Origin of the sequence: Edaphobacter modestus (assembly GCF_004217555.1) — a bacterium.
Classification (GTDB): Bacteria; Acidobacteriota; Terriglobia; order Terriglobales; family Acidobacteriaceae; genus Edaphobacter; species Edaphobacter modestus.
In genome coordinates this window covers 2,482,972-2,506,075 of record NZ_SHKW01000001.1, presented here as the reverse complement: position 1 = coordinate 2,506,075, position 23,104 = coordinate 2,482,972, and the positions used below count along the sequence as shown (strand labels likewise).

The 23,104-nt window shown below is 56.7% G+C and carries 12 protein-coding genes and 1 pseudogene; 4 read left to right on the top strand and 9 right to left on the bottom strand.

Annotated features, from left to right (window positions below; all coding sequences use genetic code 11):
• The first annotated feature begins 6 nt into the window (after positions 1-6).
• Both BDD14_RS10535 and BDD14_RS10530 read left to right on the top strand, forming a co-directional pair.
• The gene (locus BDD14_RS10535; RefSeq protein ID WP_130418765.1) at positions 7-3,144 is read left to right on the top strand and encodes a TonB-dependent receptor; all 3,138 of its coding nucleotides are present in this window, start codon (positions 7-9) and stop codon (positions 3,142-3,144) included.
• A 515-nt stretch (positions 3,145-3,659) separates the two neighbouring features.
• Entirely contained in the window at positions 3,660-3,959 is a 300-nt protein-coding gene (locus tag BDD14_RS10530; protein WP_165420013.1) for a transposase, read from the top strand.
• Positions 3,960-4,056: 97 nt separating this feature from the next.
• Here the strand turns inward: BDD14_RS10530 and BDD14_RS10525 are convergent.
• Positions 4,057-4,837: pseudogene (locus BDD14_RS10525) on the bottom strand (DDE-type integrase/transposase/recombinase); the annotation flags it as partial.
• Between the two features lie 1,282 nt (positions 4,838-6,119).
• Here BDD14_RS10525 and BDD14_RS10520 point away from each other — a divergent pair.
• Complete coding sequence (locus tag BDD14_RS10520; RefSeq protein WP_130418763.1) at positions 6,120-7,226, top strand: LacI family DNA-binding transcriptional regulator; 1,107 nt, start codon at positions 6,120-6,122, stop codon at positions 7,224-7,226.
• A 73-nt stretch (positions 7,227-7,299) separates the two neighbouring features.
• Here BDD14_RS10520 and BDD14_RS10515 read toward each other — a convergent pair whose 3' ends face one another.
• Positions 7,300-9,177: an alpha-L-arabinofuranosidase C-terminal domain-containing protein gene (locus BDD14_RS10515; RefSeq protein ID WP_130422957.1), complete on the bottom strand. Its 1,878-nt coding sequence runs from the start codon at positions 9,175-9,177 to the stop codon at positions 7,300-7,302.
• A gap of 574 nt (positions 9,178-9,751) precedes the next feature.
• On the opposite strand from BDD14_RS10515, the gene BDD14_RS10510 reads away from it, so the two are divergent.
• Positions 9,752-13,153: a carboxypeptidase-like regulatory domain-containing protein gene (locus BDD14_RS10510; protein WP_130418762.1), complete on the top strand. Its 3,402-nt coding sequence runs from the start codon at positions 9,752-9,754 to the stop codon at positions 13,151-13,153.
• 53 nt (positions 13,154-13,206) lie between these two features.
• Here BDD14_RS10510 and BDD14_RS10505 read toward each other — a convergent pair whose 3' ends face one another.
• From BDD14_RS10505 to BDD14_RS10475, 7 genes are all read right to left on the bottom strand, one after another.
• The gene (locus BDD14_RS10505; RefSeq protein ID WP_242617875.1) at positions 13,207-14,805 is read right to left on the bottom strand and encodes a CRTAC1 family protein; all 1,599 of its coding nucleotides are present in this window, start codon (positions 14,803-14,805) and stop codon (positions 13,207-13,209) included.
• 229 nt (positions 14,806-15,034) lie between these two features.
• Positions 15,035-16,252, bottom strand: coding sequence for a tetratricopeptide repeat protein (locus tag BDD14_RS10500; protein ID WP_130418760.1), 1,218 nt, complete (start codon positions 16,250-16,252; stop codon positions 15,035-15,037).
• A gap of 282 nt (positions 16,253-16,534) precedes the next feature.
• Entirely contained in the window at positions 16,535-18,712 is a 2,178-nt protein-coding gene (locus tag BDD14_RS10495; RefSeq protein ID WP_130418759.1) for a glycoside hydrolase family 3 C-terminal domain-containing protein, read from the bottom strand.
• A 22-nt stretch (positions 18,713-18,734) separates the two neighbouring features.
• Positions 18,735-19,613 carry an NAD(P)-dependent oxidoreductase gene (locus tag BDD14_RS10490; protein WP_130418758.1) on the bottom strand — a complete coding sequence of 293 codons (879 nt, stop codon included), beginning with the start codon at positions 19,611-19,613 and terminating at the stop codon, positions 18,735-18,737.
• 14 nt (positions 19,614-19,627) lie between these two features.
• On the bottom strand, positions 19,628-20,671 hold the full coding sequence (araD1, locus tag BDD14_RS10485) for an AraD1 family protein (protein WP_130418757.1): 1,044 nt from the start codon (positions 20,669-20,671) through the stop codon (positions 19,628-19,630).
• A gap of 12 nt (positions 20,672-20,683) precedes the next feature.
• Positions 20,684-21,856, bottom strand: a complete 1,173-nt coding sequence (locus tag BDD14_RS10480) for an L-rhamnonate dehydratase (RefSeq protein WP_130418756.1) — start codon at positions 21,854-21,856, stop codon at positions 20,684-20,686.
• Positions 21,853-23,097, bottom strand: coding sequence for an MFS transporter (locus BDD14_RS10475; RefSeq protein WP_242617874.1), 1,245 nt, complete (start codon positions 23,095-23,097; stop codon positions 21,853-21,855). The genes BDD14_RS10480 and BDD14_RS10475 overlap by 4 nt, the downstream gene beginning before the upstream one ends.
• Positions 23,098-23,104: the final 7 nt, after the last annotated feature.

The following is a 23,104-nucleotide window of genomic DNA, read 5'->3' as shown; positions in this document are numbered from 1 at the left end:
TGCGCCATGCGGAAATTTATAAAGAACAGAATTGCATTCAGTCGATTGCTGCGTTTATTTCTTTGTGTAAGTTTAGCCAGTGGAGTTGCCGTAGCCCAGGGAGGAAATCAAGGGGCACTGCAAGGAATAGTCACGGATCCGAGCGGCGCGGTTGTGAGCGACGCCACGATTACGATCGTGAACCCGACACGTGGGACCAGCTATACCGGAACGACCAACAAAAGCGGTACGTTTACGTTTCCCGTAGTGCCGACCGGTTTCTACGACGTGATGATCGAACATGCCGGTTTCTCGAAGGTCGAACAAAAGCATGTCGAGGTAACAGTCGGTGGCAAAGTCGAGCTGCCGGTTATGCTGCAGGTGGGCGCCAATCAGACCGTGGTTGAGGTGATCGGTGTACCGGTCGTCGATACGGTTCGGACGAACGTAGCGGAGAGCGTGAATGAACGTCAGGTGGCGAACCTGCCTGTACTGGGAAGAAACTTTTTAGACTTTACGCTTCTGACGCCGGGTGTATCGCGCGATGTGCGCGGTGGCGACCTGAGCTTTGGCGGACAGCGTGGAACGCTGAACTCGCTGACGATTGACGGCGCGGACAATAACAACACCTTCTTTGGCCAGACACTGGGAAGGACAGGATCGGGACGTGCTCCGTACCAGTTCAGCCAGGACGCGGTGCAGGAATTTCAAGTAAACACGTCGACGTTTGCACCGGAGTTTGGACGCGCGGGCGGGGCCGTCGTCAACGTGGTGACGAAATCGGGAACGAACCAGTTCCATGGTACGGTGTTCGAGTTCTTTCGCGATCGCGGGCTGAATGCGAATGACCAGGTGTATTCGCAGCAACTGTCATACTTCAAGCAGGGGTTGCGGGCAACGGCTCCGACGAAGCCGGGATACCACTTTCATCAGTTTGGCGGGAACCTTGGCGGACCGGTGCTGAAAGGCAAGCTGTTCTTCTTCTTCGACTATGACGGTCAGCGGAACAGTGTTGGTATTCCGGTTGCGCTGTCGATCCCCTCATTGGGTAGGCCGGCGACGGCTGCGGAGACGGCGGCGATCAATTACCTGACTGCGCGGAGCGGAACTTACCTGACCACGTTCAACCAGGACGTGTATCTGGGTAAGCTCGATTACCGCATCAACGCGGCAAACGTGATCAGCGGGCGGTATAACGGGCAGCGGTTCAAGGGAACGAACCTTGAGAACAGCGGCACCGCGAGCGCGGCGGAACACACTGGCAACTCGAACGTGAACACAGACACGTTCGCGCTGGAGTTGAACACGACGCTCTCGCAGAAGCTGGTGAACCAGTTGCGCGGCAGCTATCAACGAGACAACGAACCGGGGCTTTCTAATTCGCAGAATCCCGAAGCGGCCGTTCGGCAGAACGGAACAACGCTGCTGACTGTGGGACGGAACAACTTCAGCCCGCGCGAGACGACGCTGCACCGGCAACAGTATGCGGATGCGGTGACCTACGTTGCCGGGACACACACGATTAAGGTGGGTGTGGATTGGCTGAGAGACCAGATTCTCAATTATTTCCCGGGAAACTTCAGCGGTGCGTATACCTTCGATTCGCTGGAGAACTTTGGCCGGTCGTTGACGGGGCAGGCTCTGCAAGCGACAGCAACGGGAAGCTCTGCATTGCAACTGGTGCAGGCCTATGCGGGCACGGGTACGAGCGGGCCGACGACGAATCCGGACAATGCGCAATTGGCAGCGTTTGCACAGGACGACTGGCGCGCGACGCGGCGACTGCAAGTAACCTATGGCGTGCGATGGGACCGGCAGACCTATCATCAGCCTGGCATAGTGAATGCTCAGGCACTGGCAACGGGTTTTGATACGTCGCGGGTGCCGGTGGACGATATGAACTTCGGGCCGAGGCTCGGTGTGGCCTACCAACCGTTTGCAAACAGCGACAGGACAGTGATTCGTGCGGGCGGCGGCATCTTCTATGGCAACACGCCGTCAATCTTGACAGGTACGGCAAGTTCGAACAACGGTGTGAACCTGCAGACGTTTACGTTCCAGCCAACAACGGGGCCTGCGCCAACGAATGCGAACGCGACAGGGCAGCCGTATTTTCCTGGTCAGATTGCTTATCCGAACAATACGTGCGGCGTACCAACAGATGCTCCGCGATGCACGCCCCCCGCAGGGTTTGCGGCGGCGAAGTCGAATCTTTTCCTGTTTGACAGTAAATATCATCAGCCGAGGATTGTGCAGTACAACGCGCAGATTCAGCAGCAGGTGGCGAAGGACACCTCTGTGACCATAGGTTATCTGGGCGTACGAGGGACACGGTTGACACGGACGCGGAACGCGAACTTTGTATCCGAGACACCGGCGACGATCCTGAATACGGCTGGGCAGAGCTTTAGCTATATGCGCATCAATTCGTCACAACTCGTGAATCCGAACTTCAACCAGATCTTCCAATTTGAGGCAACGGCACACTCAGCATACAACGGGCTGACGGCACAGTTGGACAAACGGTTTGCGCAGGGACTGCAGTTGAGCGCGGCGTACACGTGGTCGAAGGTGATCGACGACGCGCCCGATGCGACCGCGGTTGTGGTTGGCAGCGACGATGGCAAGGAGGCCTACGACCCGCTGAATCCGCGGCTTGATCTGGCCCCCGGCAATAATGATGTGCGGAATCGGTTTGTACTGTCGACGGTGTGGGACCTGGACTACTTTACGAAGAACCTGCATGGTGTGCTCCGACCGGTCGCGGGTGGATGGAGTGTGAGCGGCATCATCACGGCGCAGAGTGGCCAGCCATACACGGCGTTGATCAACACTGCACTGAATGGATCGTTGCTGATAGCAAACCAGAGAACGCCGGGATCGGCGCGCAATCAGTATAGGCTTCCGAACTATATCAGTGTCGACCCTCGCATTACGAAGACGATCGGCAGAGAGAAGTTCAAGGTGCTGCTGATTGGCGAGGCGTTCAATGTGATGAACCGGACAAACATCACGGCATACAACAATCAGCAGTATGTAGTGACGAACAATGTACTGGTGCCGAACACGAGCCCGACGACTGGCTTCCAGACTCCGCGCGCGTTCGGAAACAACCCTTCGTATAACGGACGGGTTTTGCAGTTGGCTGCAAAGATCCAGTTCTAGCGAACTGGAAGATAGAACGGGGCTAGGCGCCATCGGCCTCGCCCCGTTTTATCAATTGCCATCGCGTATCATCAGTTGACCCTTCCGGAACTCTGGGCCAATTTATCGTCGAATAGAGATGTCCCGGCCAACTTTTGGCCTCAGAGTTTTGAGCGAGCAAATCATCGATATTGAAGCACAAGAGTTATACTGACCAACTTATGGGCTAATTGGCCAGTTTCGGGTTATTTTTCAACTGTCGAATAAATGATAACTCTGCGCACGCGCAAAGTTATAGACCTACCAAAAGTTGTAGGTGGTTGTGGTGATGCGGTGCCGCTGGTAGTGGGGAATCGGCCTATAAGTTGGATGATCTAATATGAGCCATCAAAGACGCAATCCATCCACGCCGAAGGCGTGCGGTGGCTCAGACGCGGTTTGATCGCGACGTTGTCGGAGTCAGGTGCTGGAGAGTAAGGTGCCCCTGACGTGCTCCCTGGAATCTCTACCAGTTGAATCTGGAGATCTCTCGTAAATTGAATCGAGGGAGCAGAGATGAAGAAGAGCCGTTATACGACGAGCAGATCATCGGGGTACTTAAGCAGCATGAAGGTGGGGTGAAGACGGCGGAGTTATGCCGTGAGCATGGGATCAGCGCGGCGACGTTCTACGGCTGGAAGCAGAAGTTCGGCGGGATGGACGTAAGCGAGGCGCAGCGGCAGAAGGCGATGGAGGACGAGAACCGCCGGTTGAAGCTGCTGGTGGCGGAGTTGAGTCTTCACGGCGAGGCGCTGAAGGCCGTCATCCGAAAAAACGGCTGGAGCTTGCCGGTCTAAGAGGAGACGTGGCGTTCGTCTCCAGCGAGTTCCGTCTGAGCGAACGCACGGCCTGCAGTCTGCTGGGCATGGAGCGGTCGAGCTATCGGTATGAGCCGTGCGCTTTGAGTTGTTGGTGCGTGTCGTAGAAGAAGCGTTTGACGGTGGCTTCCTTGATGGTGCGGTTCATCCGTTGGACCTGTCCGTTGGTCCAGGGATGGTTCGGCTTGGTGAGGCGGTGTTCGATTCCGTGGACATGGCAGGTCCGATCGAAGGGATGGCCGCGGAAGCGGGCGGTTGGACCCTGGCGATTCTTCGGAAGGTCGGCGAACTGGATGCCATTGTCGGTGAGCACGGTGTGGATACGGTAAGGAACAGCCGCGATGAGTGCTTCCAGGAAGGTGGCGGCAGCTCGCCTGTCGGCCTTCTCCACGAGTTCGAGCACAGCGAACTTGGAAGTTCGATCGATGGCCACGAAGAGATAGAGTTTGCCCTCGGCGGTGCGCACCTCGGCCAGATCGATGTGGAAGAAGCCGATGGGGTAGCTCTCGAACTTCCTGCGCTTCGGCCTGTCGCCGTCCACCTCGGGTAATCGGCTGATGCCGTGGCGTTGCAGCAGCGATGCGGCGACGAGCGGGTCAACCTGGGGATCGTGGCCTGGAGCGCATAGAGACAGTCGTCCAGCGGCAACAGTGTGTGCCTGCGAAACGCTACGATGATCGTTTCCTGCTCAACCGAGAGCACCGTGGATTTCGGAACCGTTGGGCCAGTCCGGCGATCTGCGGTCGAGTCCCGTTTCCACCCCTTCACAACCGTCTTCGGGTTCATGCCATGCCGACGAGCCAGCGTCTCAGGCTCTCTTGACTATGTTGTATCGCTCGACCGACCGCCGCTGTCAGGCGGCGGAAACTTTACGTATATCATACTGGGAACGCTTGTATCACCTGGGTTATCTGTGGCGATGTCATTGTCGAATTGTTTGGGGCCACCTGAACCTTGGGGAATTACGGCCATTCCAACCTTGAAGACGAGTGCGGGTCTTAGGTTCGCCTGACTTCCAGTCCAAGCGGATTTGGATGCGCTGATCGCTTTCCGCAAAGTTGCGTATTGAAAGGAACTACCGCGCCTATCTTTGATATCGATGATGTAGGTGGTTCCAATTAGGGATCCGTTCGACATAGCTACCTGCGTGCCACTCGCCAAAGTGCTAAGGAGCTCGGCAAACGTGGTGTGGCATATTTGCTGACACATTCATGTCGGCCTCTCAAAGAGAGGAGTAAGAACTGGGTGGCATCTATTGTTGACACTGTCGACTCTGTTAGTGACTCGACTAATGTCGGTATCGTGCATCAATACCGGGGCGTTGTCTGAAGTTGTAGAACATCAATTTCAACGGGCTACCTGCGCCATAGAAGTAATGGCAAACCATGCGACGACATTAGACCCGGTGTGGTCATCCCCCCCCGCTTCGCCATCGGAGTAGTAGAACGACGGAAATAGGTGAGCTTCACCACGCCGGCTCGCTATCACCTTAGCAAATAGATCCTCCGTGTTCGTGAGGATCTCCGGACGCCGGAGAAAGAAAGCCTTATCCCCGGTCGCGCGGAAGTACGCCCCTGTTTAGTCCCGGCAGATGATGGGTGGAATTTCGCGCTTGCTTTTTCGCGCCGATTGCGGTGTCGCTGGTAAACTGAAAAAGCTGTACGCAACCGCACTTATTCTGGCGCTGGCTACAACGTCAGGGATACAGATCGGAAACAGTTGGTCTACCCAGTCTTGCCTTGTAGAGCTATCTGCACCAAGGCAAGATTTGAGTACAGGGTTTCCGTCATCGCTGCAGTCTGAGCCTCGGTCCTGTGAGTAGTGCTTCGCCCTAGGTCCCGCAGTGAAGACTCTAAGTCCTACCAATTGCCATGCTCGGATGTACCCTCAACGGTGTTTTATATGACATTCGCCACAGTCCTCAGCGCACAGGGCACATCTTCTCTGAGGCTGGGTGTCCGAGCGAATAACGACTTGTAATGACAAGAGGAAGACGGAAGTGTTCTATGCTAATTCGGCGACTTTGGTGGCAACTTATGAAAGGTGACCTGATAGTCTTGCTATAACAGTTGCCACGCCATGCGGGAAAAGACTGAGACATAAATGATGGCCGAGTTATAGAAGAGAAATGGGTTGCTTATGAAGAAGGCTAGCGCGAAGCAACCCAGGAACCGTGTTGAGCGTCGCATCGACATCCGCACGGTGGCTGAAGCTGCCAAGGTCTCGGTCGCGACCGTATCTCGGGTAATGAACAATGTACCTAACGTCGATTCGGCCTTGAGCAAGCGTGTCTGGGAGGCAATATCAAAGCTAGGTTATATTCCCAACAATCAGGCACGCGCCCTTGTGAGTGGCCGGAGTAGGTTGTTCGGAGTCATCATTTCCGACATTACCAATCCCTTCTTTCCGGAGTTAATTCAAGGCTTCGAGGAAGAAGCCGTGGCGGCCGGTTATGAGACCTTGATTGGTTCTACCAACTACGATCTGCGCCGGATGGAAGTCTGCGTTCAGCGAATGCTGGAGCGAAAAGTCGACGGGGTCGCAGTCATGACCTTTGGTATTGAAGAGCCGCTTCTCGAACGCCTCGCCTCCCAGAAGATCCCGATGGTGTTCATCGACATTGCTCCCGCAAAAAAGGGATTTTCGGCTATTCATATTGACTACGACAACGGCATCTATGAAGCAGTACAACATCTCGCTGTGCTTGGCCACCGAAGAATTGGCTTCATCTCTGGCCCAAAAGGCTTACATTCCGCATTAGCACGAGAAAAAGCATTTCGCTCAGCAATCGGATCGATCGGCCTCGCGTTGCCAGATGAATACATCCATGTTGGCAATTACACGACGGAAGGAGGATCTGAAGGGGCTGAGCGTCTGCTTCTACTTCGCAAACCTCCTACTGCAATTGTCTGCTCGAACGATATGACAGCGATTGGGGCGATGCACACTGCTTCGCGACTCGGCTTGAAAATTCCAGAAGAAATTTCCTTGATAGGTTTCGATGACATTGGGATCGCCCGGTTCATGCTCCCGCCACTTACAACGGTTCGGATGTCAGGACGAGAGATTGCCATCAGTGCCGTCAGAACACTGATGGCAAGTTTGAAAAACGACGATGTCGAGAAGGCAACTTATGAGGTCGTCAAGACACGGCTGGTAGTACGGCAGTCAACTTCAATCCCTAAAGGGAGTCTTACCGGGCTTTCCAGAAGAAAGACTCAGAACAAGAATACTGAAGACGAATGAGTGCTGCGTCTACAACGAATTTACCACTTCAGCAAGCGATCCTATGTCACTTGCTAGTGCTATGAGCGCCGTCTTAATTTGTGGACAGTTCGAGGATCTGAATCGAATAAGCCGGAACTGTATGTTCAAAAGTGCTTTTTATATTTTGTAGAGCGGCTTTTACGGGAATAATGCGTTCGGGTTCCGTGACGGTATTGGTTTCAGTAGGATTGGTTCCGCCCAGGGTTTCAACTACTCCCTCAGATTTGAGGGCTTTCCCCCCGTCTATACGGACGTTGATAGCTTGTGGCATCGAACTTCCATTCACTAATTTCAAATAGATCTTTCCTTTGGTCGAGGCATTGGTTACCGAGTAGAAGAAACGCTCGGGCAGATTAGTTGCAGTGGAAGTAGGTACTGTATCACCCAGGTATTTCGCGAATAGAACCTGGGCATAATAGGAAGGCGAGCCGTAGCTGGACATCGCGTCATAGCCGATCAGGTCACTCTCCCACTGCATGCCGCCGGGGTTGACGTTTACAAACAGGGGCGCATAGGAGGTCATCAGAATCAGGTCGCTGTTTCGTTCAAAACCGGTCATCAGAGCGGCATCGCCCAAGGCTGCATTGAGATTTGGGGTAGGAGATCCCTCGCGTGTGGCCCACTCACCTATGAAGATCTTCGGCCCATTTCGATCGGCAGAATCATACTGGGATGCATGCTTGTAGCTCTCGACAGCCCGCAGATAATAGTGATCATCCTGCATGTCCGGCTTGGTCTTCTTCAGTGGCATTGTTGCGATTGTTTTTAAACCTGGATACTTCGCTTTGATCGCCTTGTCGAACTGCGCAAACCTCGCTTCGTAACTCCCCGACCGGTCGAACCAGTCTTCGTTGCCGATTTCGACGTAGTGCAAAGGGAAGGGCTTGGGGTGGCCAAGTTCCGCACGTTTTGCTCCCCACTTTGTGTCCGGGCCGCCGGTCGCGAACTCAATCTCGTCGAGCGCATCCTGGACAAACGGATTCAGGAATGGTCCGGCATTAATGTGAGCGCCTTTCAGCGAATATCCCGCATAAACGGCCAAGACCGGTTCGATGTTAAGGTCCTCTGTCCACTCTAGAAATTCCAAGAGTCCCATTCCGTCGGACGACTGATAGCGCCATGGACTTGGGTGAGTGGGGCGGTCTACGAGAGGCCCGATCGTTGTCTTCCAATCGAAGCGATCCTGGATTTCGTCGCCTTCCAGATAATTACCTCCGGGAAGGCGAAGAAATGTCGGATTCATGGCATGCATCTTCTCCATGAGGTCGAGCCGGTTACCGTTTTCCCGGTTTTTATAGGTCGGCGGAAAGAGAGATACAAGGCTCAGCCATACCTTTCCGGAATGAGCGACCGTAAGACGCAGATGATTTTGTGCGCCTGGTTTGATCTTTCCTGTTTGGAGTGTCACATCGTACTTTTTCCAATCAGCAGAGATTGCGGAGCTTTTGGTCGAGGCTAAGACCTTTCCTGTGTCATTGCTGACAAGCTCGACAGAGACCGTTCCCATATTGCTCTGATCGGTCTTCGCGTAAAACGAGGCGCGGTACGTTGTATCAGGGTGTACCGCCATTCCCCAGTAACCTTCGTTATAGACACCGATGGAGTTCGCGGAATCGGCCTTGACTGCATTGATCAACAGGCTACTTGGCAGAGCTTCGCTTGGTCCGGTTGTGTCATCGATTTCCATTGTGCCGCTACTGTTTCCTTGCTCGAAAAGAAACCAATGAGCGGGTTGCGAATGCCATCGACCACTGAATGTGCGATTGCGGATCTTCTCCGCATACAGGCCGCCATCGTAAGAAAAGTTAATCTCTTCTGTCATAAGCCCATACAGCATTGGACTTACCTTATGTAGGGGCGAGTCGAGTTGGACCGAGATGGAAGCAGCGGAATTAGGCTGAGCGCGACTCAATCCGGTGAGAGATAGCATCAACACAGCAACGCACTGAAGGCGGTGGTTCTGAACGGACACTTTTGATGTAACAGATGAGCGCAATCTCAACGCGGCAGTCCTCCATTATTGATGCCTATTCTGAAGTAAACAGGGAACAGTAAACGTTTTTTCAAAACGTGTCGTAACGGTAGCTCGTTTCTTTTGGCGACGTCAACTTGTTTGCGGTGGAATTTGAAATCTCCATCAGATTCAAATCGAACCGATTCCATTCTCGCTCAGGCATCGCAGGTCAAGTCGAATGATTTGGTGAGCATCCGTCCCTTGGCTGAATTCCGAAAACAAGCGAAAACAAGCGAATATTTGCGGAAACAAATACCTTGACAATATCCGCTCGTTTTGAGTAGCCTGCAGCGGTTCAAAAGGACTGTACATCAGCGTTGTATAGATATTCGTTTCTAAAAAGACGATGAACGAAATCAGTCGTCTCCATGCAGCGTTTTCTCTACTTTCGGTTCGTTTTAAGTAAACGTTTTCACATTTCGACTTCTGTTTCAGATAAAGCTAAAAAGCATTGGCTGACAAAGACTGCTGTTATTCCGGAGGTTCCATCATGCGTAGATCTTCATGCATTTTCATAGCAGTTTTGGGTCTGGTCCTGTCCGCTCCGAACATATGGGGGCAGGAGAACGCAACCATAACCGGCACCGTGGTCGACGCCTCCGAAGCATTAGTTGCAAACGCAGAAATTACACTTACAAACCCTGCAACGGGTCAGGCGAGAAAAGCGGTAACGAACAGCTCGGGTATTTATCTCTTTGCCAATGTCGGCGTAGGCCGTTTCACGCTCGAAGCTGCCGCAAAGGGATTTCAGAAATTCACCAAGACCGACATCATTGTAAATACAGCACAGACGATCAAGCAGGACTTCCAACTGACTGTAGGAAGCGAGTCGCAGACCATAACTGTTGAGGCTGATGCGCTACAGTTGCAATCGGAAACCAGCGAAGTGAGCAATCTCATCAGCGGCGCACAGGTTACGCAGTTGGCGACGAACGGCCGCAACGTCGTTTCCCTTGCTGCGCTTGGGATGGGCGTCTCCAACAATCTTCCTGCCTTTGGCGGTGTTAACGCTCTCACCTCCGCTAACGGCATCAGCTTTAACGGAACGCGCACTAGCCACAACGTTTACCTTCTTAATGGCGGCGAGCTCAATGATCGCGGTTGTGGCGGTTGCTTCAGCTCGCTTCCCTCGGTCGATGCCCTTGCCCAGTTCCAGACCCTGGACAGCAACTATGGCCCTGACTACGGCATCGGCTCCGGCGGCACCATCCTTATGGTTTTAAAATCCGGAACCAACAAATTCCACGGCAGCCTCTGGGAGTTCAACCGGAACGAGGCGTTCGCCGCAAACAACTATTTCACCAATCTTGCGGGACTTTCCCGTCCCAAGTTCCGCCTCAACAACTTTGGCGGCAATATCGGCGGGCCGCTCTTCATCCCCCACATCTACAACAACGCGCGTAACCGAACCTTCTTCTTCGTCAACGAGGAATGGCGCAAGCTCGTTCAGGGTAGCAATCCTGCGACCGTCAATACCATCGCCGCCAACAACTTCGCCTCGCCCAACCAGGACCTCGCCTATACTCCTCCTTCGAACGGCACTATACCGATTGTTCCCGTTACGACAGACCCAGCGAGACTCGCTATCTACTCCGCGCGCGGCCTCACGCCGGGCCAGCCGTTCCCCAACAACATCATCCCCAGGGAGCTCATGGACCAGAACGCCGTCCGCGAGCTGAACAATGGCACGTTCCCGAGGCCTAACTTCGGTACGAGCCAGTACATCTCCTCCATTCCCCAGCCCACCAACGTGCGCGAAGACGTTGTCCGCATCGACCACGCTATCAGCACCAAGCTCCAGTTGATGGGCCACTATCTGCATGATGCCGTGGATCAGAACTACTATCCTCCACTCTGGGGTAACAGCTCGTTCCCGACCGTCGGTACGGCAATGAAAAATCCGTCATGGTCCTCTACGGTCAAGCTGACGCAGTCGCTCTCGCCGAGCCTACTCAACGAGACCGGCTTCTTCTTCAGCGGCAACACCATCAACCTCGACCCGATAGGAAACTACCAGCAGCCTTCCGGCTGGAATGCCACAAGCTTCTTCCCCCCCGAAAATAACTTCGATAGCCGTATGCCGGAGATCCAGCTCGGCGGCCCATACAGCGTCACTTGGAGCTCCAGCTACTTCCCGTGGAAGAACTCTTACATGGGCTACCAGACGCGCGACGATCTGAGCTGGAATAAAGGCAAGCATCAGTTAAAATTTGGGTTCTCCTGGCTGCACGCCGTCAAAAACCAACAGCTTCAGGCCAATACTCAGGGGACGGCTATCTTCAACAACAGCTCGTTCTCTCAGGACTCCTACATCAACTTCATCCTCGGAACCGCCGCCAGCTTCACTCAACTCGAGTACCTCGCCGGTAAGCACTGGGTTAACAACAACTACAGTTTCTACGTCAATGACAACTGGCGCGTCGCTCCCGGCCTTACCCTCAATCTGGGATTGAGGTACGATGGCTTGCCACATGCCTTCGAACGCTTCAACCAGTTCGCGAACTTCGTACCTGATCTCTATGACCGTAGTCTCCCCAATCCTCTGAACCCCGATGGCACAATAAACCCCGCTTCTCTGACCACCTTCGGTGGCCGCCCCTTCTACCTGAACGGCATCCGCGAGGCTGGCGTCAATGGCTTTCCCCGAGGCAATGTGCAGGATCGCTTCTATACCTTCCAACCCCGTGTCGGCTTTGCCTATAGCCCGCCTGGCATAAGCAACACCGTCATCCGCGGCGGCTTCGGACTCTTCTACGAGCGCGTCCAGGGTAACGACGTTTATAACGCCGCACTGAATCCGCCGTTCGCGTTCCAGCCCTCGGCAACCAACGTCTACTTCTCCAATCCGAACCAAAGTGCCCTGACAGGCGCAACCACTTCGCAACGCTTCCCATCCGCGATGACCACACTGCAGTATCAATACAGCCCGCCCGGAACCGCACAGTTCTCCCTCGGCGTTCAGAGGCAGGTTGCAACTTCCACCATCGCTGTTGTTCAATACGTCGGCTCTCTCGGCTGGAGCCAAAGCAACAACCGTGGCATCAACACTCTTCCGCTGACGGACACGACGAACCCGAGCGATCCCTATGGTCGCCGCCGCGGAGTCGCTAACGGCTCGCTCAACGCTAACCTCTATCGCATCTTCCCTGGCTATAGCTCCGTTACGCAGCAGGAGAACCAGTCGAACTTCAGCTACCACTCGCTGCAGGCCGGTATGCGCATGGAGAATCGACACGGACTGACGTTCCAGCTCGCCTACACCTACTCTCACGAGGTCGACGTGGTCGCCAACGACCTCGGCATGGTGTCCAATCCCTTCAACCTCGGCTACGACCGCGGCGCAGGCACCTTCGACCGCAGGCACATCTTTACAGCGAACTACATCTACCAGCTCCCCTTCTTCCGCAACACCGGAAATGCTTTCCAGAGGTCTGTTCTTGGAGGATGGGAGTTCTCGGGTATCACCGTCGCACAGACCGGAGCTCCGCAGCCGATAACATACAACGGCGTCGATGTTCTCGGCCTAGGCGGAGGAACAACGAACCGTCCCAACCTTGTCTCGAAAGTCACCTATCCCAAGACCCGTTTAGCATGGTTCGATAAGAGCGCTTTCGCCAACCCCGTGGCTCCGTGGAACGGTGGTACCGGCTTTGGCAACGCTGGTAAAGACGTCGTACGGCTTCCCGGCCTCTTAAACTTCAACCTTGCCGTCTTCAAAAACTTCACGTTCAAGGAAAACTTGAATCTCCAATTGCGACTGGAGAGTTTCAACACCTTTAACCACACGCAGTTCAACAACATTAACGCAAACACCAACGACGCAAACTTCGGACAGGTCACCTCAGCCCGTGACCCACGCACCCTGCAGCTTGGAGGAAAGTTCTCCTTCTAAACTTCCTCAAACGCAAAGGGCATCCCGTTGACCGGATGCCCTTTGCGTTTCTCTTAGGCGTTCGGGGTGCTTCGGTTGACGCGAGGTAATGCGGACTTCGTTATTCCTTGACCTTCTTTGATCGTGATCAGTTGGTTGCTCTCTACGTTGGAGAAGCGCTCAATCAACCCATTCGTCCAGTGGATCTCAAGATCGACGCGAGTGCTTTGTCCTAACCCAAAGTGAAGCCTTCGATCATTCACTGAGTAAAAGCTGGTTTGTCCCATAACGGCCTGCGCCTGCTGTTTGCCGCCATATCTGGCAATCACCCGTGACCCAATCGCGCTTCGGTTCGACTTGGTTCCTACAAGAAGTACTTTGAGCCACTTCAGATTGTTCTTCACGTCATTTCTGAGAAGAGAGGGTGGCTCATTCAGATTGACGACGACCATATCTACGTCGCCATCGTTATCGAAGTCCCCAAAAGCGCATCCTCGGCTGCAGTGCACCTCGGCAATACCCGGACCCGCTTCCTCAATAAGCTCTTCAAACTTTCCGTTACCAAGGTTTCTAAAAATGAATCGTGGCGTCTTTAGTGGATAGTTTGGGAATGCCTTTTCGACCTCTGGGTAGACCGAACCGGTTACTACTGCAAGATCTGGCCAGCCATTGTTGTCGAAATCGGCAAAGCCGGTTCCCCAGCATATATAACGAGTCTCAACCCCGAAGCCGCTTGCCAGCGTCACATCCGTGAAGTTGCCTTTGCCATCATTTTGATAGAGAACGTTTGTGTCGTCAGAGAAATGAGTCTTGAAGATGTCGAGATTTCCGTCCAGGTTGTAGTCACCAAGAGCCACCCCCATGCCGGCCTGTTCGGCGCCATCTGCGCTGAAGGCTACCCCTCGCTCAGCACCTTCTTCACTGAGTGCTGAATTGTGTTTGTTGATGAGTAGTTGGCTCGGTGTTGAGTCTGAGGCTACATAGATATCTGTCCAATCGTCGTTGTTGAGGTCAACTGCTACGCTGGTCATCGAATATGTGCGTTCCAACTTTGCAATACCGGCTTCCTGCGAAACGTCGCGAAACGTGCCATTACCTTGATTGCGGTAGAGATAATTCCGCGGCATCGGCAGACCTCTTGGGCCGCAGTTTACGGGTACCCCTTTGAAGTTGCAGTAGGGATTTGCCCCGGGTTTCGGTAACTTGTCCAGATGTAGATCTACATAGTTGGCGACAAACAGGTCGAGATGTCCGTCGCGGTCATAGTCAACGAAAGTACATCCCGATCCCCAGCGTGTGGTGCCCTCATAGATCAGACCCGCTTCTTTCGTTACGTCAGTGAACGTCCCGTTACCATTATTGCGATATAGAACATTCTGACCGTAATAGGTGATGAAGATATCTTCGAAGCCGTCATTGTTGTAGTCGGCAACCGTCACCCCACTGGCCCAGCCCTGCCGAATCAATCCCGCTTTTTCTGTGACATCCGTGAAAGTTCCGTCATGATTGTTTTTATAGAGTCGATTGCTTGCCTCTGGAGTTGACTCATCCATACGCGCGCCACATAAGACAAAGATGTCTAGCCAGCCATCATTATCGAAGTCCATAAAGGCGACCCCGCAGCCGACCGTTTCAATAATGTAATTCTTATGGCTCAGTCCGCCATAGACCACAGGAAAGGTAAGACCTGCCTGAGCCGCAATGTCTGTGAAGCGAGCATCAAAGGGAATACCCGACGGCTTTCCTCGAGGGAGGGGCTTAACGTTTCGAGTCGATACACCCTGAGCCATGCTCATGGTCGACGCCGCAGTCATCCATAGAAAATCTCGTCGCGAGATTTCAGTCTTCTTGGTTCCGCTCATTCTTTTGCCGCACCGCTTAGGTTGAGGGTACTTCAAGTACTTAGGGGATTGCCTTGTCGCCAGAAACCTTTTCGATCAAAGAGTCTTCGGTCTTTCGGTGTAACTGTTTTGTCTTTGCGAGTTCCTGTGCGGCCTTCTCTTTTTGTCCCAATGCCATATAGACTCTCGCGAGTCGATAGTGCGCATCCGGTTGAGATGGATCCAATCGGATTGCATGTTGAAAGGAAGTCAAAGCCTCTTGGTTTTTGCCCTGATTCACATAGATGCATCCTAAATCGAAATGGGCAAGCCGGCTCTCCGGCTGCAACTGGAGAGCTTTCTGAAGGAGTTGCTCCGCCGATTTATCGTCGTTTGTGCGCAATGCGATGTCGCCCAGATAAAGATAGGATTGGGCATACCCTGGATTATTCGCAATCTCTAATCGCAGTTCTGAAGATGCCTTATCGTATTCCCCTTGCTTGTAGTAAAGAAATCCTAGCTCGAAATGAAGAAGGGGCTCCCTGGGAGCAGCGCGAGCCGTGTCCTCAAGCTCTTTAGTGGCTTCCTCGGTCTTCCCCATTCCATCAAGTGCCTGTGCCAAAAGCATATGTGCCTGAACTGCCTCAGGATTTACCGCAAGAATGTTCTTGAACTCCGCTAGCGCACAATCATACTGATGGCTCCAAAGGCAGCTTTGCGCTAGAACGCTATGTAGCTCTAGGTTGGACGGGTCATTCTGAGCCGCTCTCTTGAGGAATAAGCTTGCCTTCTCGTACTGTCTGAGCCCGAAGTAGCTCATGCCGATCAATATCGTGCTACGACGGTCGTCAGGTTTTTCTCTCGCCACTTGCTGCAGAAGCGTGATGGCTACTGAGAAATGACCTTGCTTGAATTCGGCAATGCCGAGGTTAGCAATAACATCAGGCTGATTCGGTCTAATCTCAAGAGATTTGCGATATTCAATCGTCGCTTGTTCAAGTTTTCCCTGCTGAGCAAGAACGACGCCCAGATTTCCGTGGATGATTGCGTCGTTAGGATGAGTTTTTTCTAGCTGACGCAACAACAGTTCAGCATCGTGAAAGTTTCCCGAACGCATCAAGTCGGAAGCCCGGGTGAGGGAGCTATCTTGCGCACTTAGAGGCAGCAAACTAAAGACGAGCAGCACAAGAGAAAACGCTGTTCGAACTACGAGACGGCTAGATCGCGGACCCGCGGTCCGACGTAATTCTTTATTGAAAGAAATGCGATGGCCGAGCAGCGATATAGATTGAAAATCCATTCCCCAGCATTTTAGCTAGGAAGTAAGCAAGCTGGGGCTGAATTTATCCGTTTGCCCTCGCCCACCTTTTAAGCGGGATCGCTTGGACACTCCAGGTCGTCGTTGCCGATGATTACTACGGGGCGGTAGGAGGCCCTCTACGAGCTGGCCGATCGCCCGCTGGAAACTTTGACTTAGGATGGCGCGAAGTCGACGACTATGGATCTTTTTGTCAGCGATAGGTTGTTGCCGGGAAATGTGGCGATGTCGGTGGTGCTGGCAGATGTTTTGGGGGGCTCTCGGCTAGTGTTTCGTCAGAGGAGGTTTGGTGGAGGCGGTAGTTCTGACGTTGGCTTCGCCGCGGAGACGGATGTCTTCGGACGAGGAGCCGAGGAGGATATCGAAAATGCCAGGCTCGACGCGGAAGTCGTGGATCTTGACGTCGTAGAAGGCGAGGCGGCTGACCGGAAGCTCGAGGGTGATGGTCTTCGATTCACCGGGCTTGAGGTTAACGCGTTCGAAGGCGTGCAGGCTCTTGATGGGCTGGTAGACGGAGCTGGCGCGCTGATGGGTGTAGAGCTGCACCACCTCGGCACCCTCGCGTTGGCCTGAATTCTTGAGGACGAACGAGACGGTGAGCTTTGCGCCGGACTGAGCCACCTTGAGGTTGCTGTAGCCAAACGTTGTGTAGCTGAGTCCGTGGCCGAAGGGATAAAGCGGCAGGCCCTTGAAGTACATGTAGGTGTAGCCCTTCGAGACGTCGTACTCGTTCTGCGGGGGCACGCCGTCGAGGCTCTGGTAGACGGTGTAGGGCAGGTGGCCGCTGGGGTTGTTGAGGCCGAAGAGGGTGCGGGCGATGGTGTCTCCGCCGCCTTCGCCGGGATACCAGGCGCTGAGGATGGCGGGGAGGTGGTCGTTGGCCCAGGTGACGGCGAGAGGGCCTGCGTTTTCGAGCACGAGGACGGTCTTCGGGTTGGCGGCGTAGACGGCTTCGAGGAGCTGCTGCTGCGCGCCGGGAAGGTCGAGGCTGCGGCGGTCGCGGCCTTCGGCTTCGATGCGGAGATTGGTGCCGAGGCCGAGGACGACCACGTCGCTCTTGCGGGCGAGATCGACGGCGTGGTCGATGGCCTTCTGATCGAGCGGCTCGGTGTAGCCTGCACCTTGTGCGTAGTCGACCTTGACGGATTTGCCGAGGAGGGATTCGAGGCCGCGGGTGACGCTGACCTTGCGGAAGGGCGTGCCGTAGTAGTTGCCAGTCTCGTACTCGTCGCCGGCGGCGGGGCCGATGACGGCGACGGACTTGATCTTGTCTTTGTCGAGCGGGAGGAAGTTCTGGCGGTTGAGGAGGAGCGTCATGGACTCGGCGCCGAGCTGGTCGGAGAGGTTCAAATGCTCGGGCGAGCGGACGACGTCCATGCCGAGCTTGGCGTAGGGACTGTTCTCGGGCGGGTCGAAGGCTCCGAGGCGGAAGCCTACGCGGAGAACGTTGCGCAGAGCGTGGTCGAGCTCTTTTTCGGTGAGCATTCCGCGCTTTACGGCTAGCGGGAGGTTGGTCTCGAATTCGGGGTCGTCGGAGTCGTTGCCTGCCTTGATGGCCATGGCCGAGGCGTAGACGGGATCTTCGCTGAAGCGCTGACCGACTTCGTTGCGGCGCGTTTCGGTGAGCAGCTGCACGGCGCCGAGGTCGTCGGTGACGAAGCCGTCGAAGTGCCACTTGCCGCGGAGGATGTCGGTGAGCAGGTAGTGATTGACGGCGTCGGGCGTGCCGTTGATGGCGTTGTAGCTGGACATGACGGACTGTGCGTGGGCTTCCATGATGGCGTCGCGCCAGTGCGGCAGCCAGTACTCGAAGAGGTTGCGCTCGTCGACGGAGGCGGAGAGATGCTGGCGTCCGGTCTCGACGTTGTTGACGGCGAAGTGCTTCACGGTTGCGGCGAGCTTGAGGTGGCTGATGTCGTCGCCCTGGAGGCCGCGCACATAGGCGACGGCCATGCGTCCGGTGAGGAAGGGGTCTTCGCTGAAGACCTCCTGGATGCGCCCCCAGCGCGGGTCGCGGCTGATGTTGATGACGGGGGAGCGGAAGACGAGGCCGTGCGTGGTGCGCGGGCCTTCGGCCTTGGCGTTGTAGAGGGCGCGGCCTTCGTCGCTCATGGCGACGGCGACGGTGTGAATCAGCTCGGGGTCCCAGGTGGCTCCCATGGCGGTGGCGATGGGAAAGAGCGTCGTCGGTTGCTTGGACCAGACGCCGTGGAGGGTCTGGTTCCAGCCGCCCCAGGCGGGAAGGCCGAGGCGCGGCAGGCCCTTGTTGGTGTGGTTGAGCTGCTGCGCCTTTTCTTCGAGCGTGAGGCGGCCGATGAGGTCGGTGATGCGGTCTTCGATGGGGCGGCTGGTGTCGCGGAAGCCTGGCTGTGCCTGTGCCGGCAACTGCGTGGAAGAGACGGTAAGGCAGGCGAGAAGACCCGCAGCGATCCAGTGACGCATACATCGACCTCCGTGATGCCGGTTATTGGTTTTTGTTGCGAAGGACTTCTACGACGGCTGACATATCTTTTTCGCCGAGGCCCTGCTGCTCGGCCTTGTCGAAGAGCTGCTCGGTGACAGCTGCTGTGGTGAGGGTGACGCCGTGCTCAGCGGCCGCGGTCTGTGCGTAGCGAAGGTCCTTGTTGAGCAGGCGCAGGAGGAAGTTGACCTCGTAGGTGCGCGCGGTCATGCGGTCGCTCATGGCGTTGAAGATGCCGCTGCCGGCGGCGCCGGTCTTGAGGAAGTCGAGTGCCTGGGTGCGGTCGAGCTGGGTGCGCTCGACCCAGGCGACGGCCTCGGCGAAGGAGGCGACCTGCACGCCGCAGAGAAAGTTGTTGATGAGCTTGAGCTGTCCGCCGCTGCCGACGGGGCCGAGATGGAGGATGGCCTTGCTCATGACGGTGAGCACGGGGCGCACGGCGTCGAGCGTGGCTTGGTCGGCGCCGCAGAGGAAGGTGAGCTGGCCCGCTTCAGCCTGCGGGCGGCTGCCGGTGACGGGGGCTTCGACGAGGCCGATGCCGCGGGATTTCGCCTGTTGATCGAGCTCGGCGATCCATCCGGGGGTGAGCGTGCCGCACTCGATGACGGTGCTGCCTTTGCTCATTGCATCGAGTGCGCTGTCTTCGCCGAGCCATGCGGCGCGGGAGGCGGTGTCGTCGGCGAGCATGGAGATGACGACGTCAGCGCCTTTGGCTGCCTCGGCGGGAGTGCCGGCCATGATCGCGCCTTGTGCGGCGAGCGGCTCGGCTTTTTCGCGTGTGCGGTTGTAGACGGTGAGGGGAAAGCCGGCCTTGAGGAGGTTGGCCGCCATGCCGCGGCCCATGGTTCCGATACCGAGAAGAGCTACCCGTTGCTTCGACATTTTTCTCAGGCTCCTTATGCCATCGGCTGAACGCGGACGGCTGAGGTGATGGTCTCATCGACGGCGATGGTGTTGATCAAGGGGCGGCCAAATCCTTCGAAGCTGACCTCGGTGACGTCTCCGGCCTTGAGGCGGATGTTGTCGCCGAAGGAGAGCGCGTCTGCTCCTAGGAAGTGGACGTGGAGCATGCCGGGCTGGCGGTGGCCGGCGAACTTGAAGTGGTGGTGCTCGAGGTTGGCGAGCGAGTGGCACATGTTGTCCTCGCCGGTGCGAATGTTCTTCTCCCAGATGAGCGCGTTGTTGCGAAGAATTCGCACCTTGCCGGGAACGTCGGCGAAGGCGGGGTCGACGACGAGCTCGGGGCCGAGCGAGCAGACGCGGAGCTTGGAGCCGGCGAGGTTGAGGTAGTTGCGGCGCTCGAAGACGTGGTCGGAGAACTCGTTGCCGTGGCACATGCCGATGCGGTGCGGTGCGCCGCTGTCGTCGATGAGATAGAGGGCGGCGACCTCGGCCTCTTCACCGCCGTCCTCGGCGTGGCCGGGGATGGTGAGCGGGGCGAAGGGTGCGCGGATGACGGAGCCGTCGCCTTTGTAGAACCACTCGGGGGCGATGCCGATCTCGCCTGCAGCGGGGCGGCCTCTTTCGCGGCCCCACTCGAACATGCGCATGCTGTCGGTCATCTCGACATCTTTCTTCTGCGCGGTCTCTGCTTCTTTTTTTTGCGTCTCGGCGTGCATGGCCTGGCGCTCGCGCGCGCTGCCGAGGTGGGTGAGGCCGGTTCCGGAGACGAGGGTGCTCTGCGGCGCGCCGGGAGTGTCGATGGGGGCGAGCAGCTGCCAGGCGGAGTTCTGCTGGTAGACGTCGTTGTAACGGATGCGATCGCCGATAGCGAGTGAAGTGGCGAGCGAGGTGAGCGCGGTCTTTTGATCGAGAGCGCGTCGCGTGAGCTGAAAGACGGACGTGACCTGGGTGAGGAGGACAAGGTGCGGCTCGTCGACGAGGGCGACGGCGCGCAGGCTTCCATTGGCGAGTTGGACTAGACGTTGGATAGGGCGCATCGTTGCGGCTCCTTATTCGACGATGCGGAATCGCTTGAGCGACTCCTCGTTGACGGTGAGGCCGAGGCCGGGGAGAGTGTCGTCGAGGTCGATACAGCCGTTCTTCGGCGTGGGCTCGCCGTCGAAGATGTACCAGAAGAGCTCGTTGCCGACTTCGACGTCGACCTGGGGGAAGAACTCGGCGATCGGCGAGTTTAGGCTGGCCATCACGATGTGGTAGTTGTGCATCTGCCCGGCATGCGGCGTGACGGGGACCTGGAAGGATTCGGCGAGCGCGGAGATCTTGCGCGCCTGCGAGATGCCGCCGACGCGATTGGTGTCGAACTGAATGACGTCGAGCGCGTTGTTCTCGAGCAGCTCGCGGAAGCCGAAGATGGTGAACTCGTGCTCGCCGCCGGCGATGGGGATGCGGCCGTAGCTTTTGAGTTCCTTGTAGCCCCGGGTGTCGTCTGGGATGACGGCCTCCTCTAGCCAGCGCAGTTGAAAGGGCTCGAGCAGGGGCAGCATGCGCTTGGCGTAGTCGAGCGTCCAGCCCATGTAGGCGTCGGTCATCAGGTCGATGTCGTAGCCGATAACCTCGCGCACGTTGCGGACGAGCTCGAGGTTCTTCTGCATTCCGGCGGCGCCGTCGAGCGGGCCCCAGCCGAAGCGCAGCTTCATCATCTTGTAGCCTTCGTCCTTGTACTTCTGCGCCTCGGTGCGAAGCTCGGGGATGGGCATGGCGTAGAGGCGGCTGGCGTAGACGGGGATGTTCTCCTTGGTGCGTCCGCCGAGCAAGCGAAAGACGGGCTGTTTGGCGTCCTTGCCCATGAGGTCCCAGAGGGCGATGTCGACGGCGGAGATGGCGGTGAGGGCGACGCCCTTGCGGCCGAAGGCGAGGGTGCGGCGATACATCTGCTGCCAGAGGTACTCGACGTCCCAGGGATCGGCGCCGAGAAGCAGCGGCTTGAGGTAGATGTCGACGAGCTGTTTGGTCACCATCGGCGACAGCGCGGCGTTGCCCAGGCCGACGAGGCCGTTGTCGGTGAAGATCTCGACGACGAGCCAGTTGTGAAAGGCGAAGTTGCCCATCGAGGCCTCGCGGAAGGCGACGAGGTCCATGGGGTTGGTGCAGAAGTGTGGAGGCAGGGGAACGGTCTTGCCTTCCCATTGGACGACGCGAGTACGGACTTCGGTGATCTTCATGCGGCGCTCTCAATTTCCTGTAAGTCTGTGGCGCTTAGTGGTTGAATCCTGCCGGCGAAGAGAAAGATGGCGAGGAATCCGATGAGGTGAAAGGTTCCGACGAGGAGGAACAGGGTCGCATAAGTGAATCCATGGCCCAGCAGGTATCCGGCTACGAGGCCGAAGATGGCACCTCCAATGGCTCCGCCGAAGCCGATGAGGCCGGCGACGGTTCCGACGATGGTGAGAGGAAAGATGTCGGTGGGCAGGGTCATGATGAGGCCGGACCATGCCTGCTGACAGAAGAAGGCGATGCTGAAGAGAAGCAGCGCCACCTGCACGGGGGCGATGGAGACGAGCATGACGACGGGCATGCCGAGGGCGCAGCAGCCGAGGACGAGCTTGCGCGAGAAGTCGATGGAGCGGCCGCTGTGAATGAGCCGCGAGGAGGCCCAGCCGCCGATGAAGCTTCCGATGCCGGAGGCGGCGTAGGGGATCCAGGCGTAGTAGCTGACCTGCTTGATGTCGAAGCCGCGCACGTCGTAGAGGTACTTGGGCAGCCAGAAGAGCAGGAAGTACCAGGCGGAGTCGGACATGAACTTGGCGAAGACGATTGCCTGCACGCGGCGCATGGGGATGACCTGCGTCCAGCCGATGTTGCGGCCGAGGACGCGGGCGTCGACGGTGTTCGAGGAGAGAGTCGTGGTGTTGGAGCGATAGGCCACGGCCCACCATGCGACCCAGGCGAGGCCGAGGGCGCCGGCGATGAGGAAGACGGCGCGCCAACCGCTGGTGAGCAGAACGAAGCCGATGACGGGAGGAGCGAGCACGGAGCCGACGGCAGTTCCGGCGTTGATGAGTCCCATCGCGGTCGAGCGCTCGGTGGGCTCGATCCACTCGGCGACGACGCGGGTTGCGGCGGGGAAGGCTCCGCCCTCGCCACCGCCTAACAACAGGCGGGCGAAGAGCAGGAGCATGAAGCCGGAGGCGAGAGCGTGCAGGGCGCAGGCGAGCGACCACCAGACCATGATGAGCAGGAAACCTTTGCGCGTGCCGAGGGCATCGAGCAGGCGTCCGCCGAGCATGTACATGGCGGCGTAGGCGAGCAGGAAGGCAGTCTGCAGGTAGGAGAACTGCTGGTTCGACAGCGGAATATTTTGCTGGATGGAAGCGATGGCGACGGGCAGCGTCTGCCGGTCGAAGTAGCTGATGGCAATCGCCACCGCCACCATCACGACGAAATACCACTTGCGGTTGGTCACGCTCGGT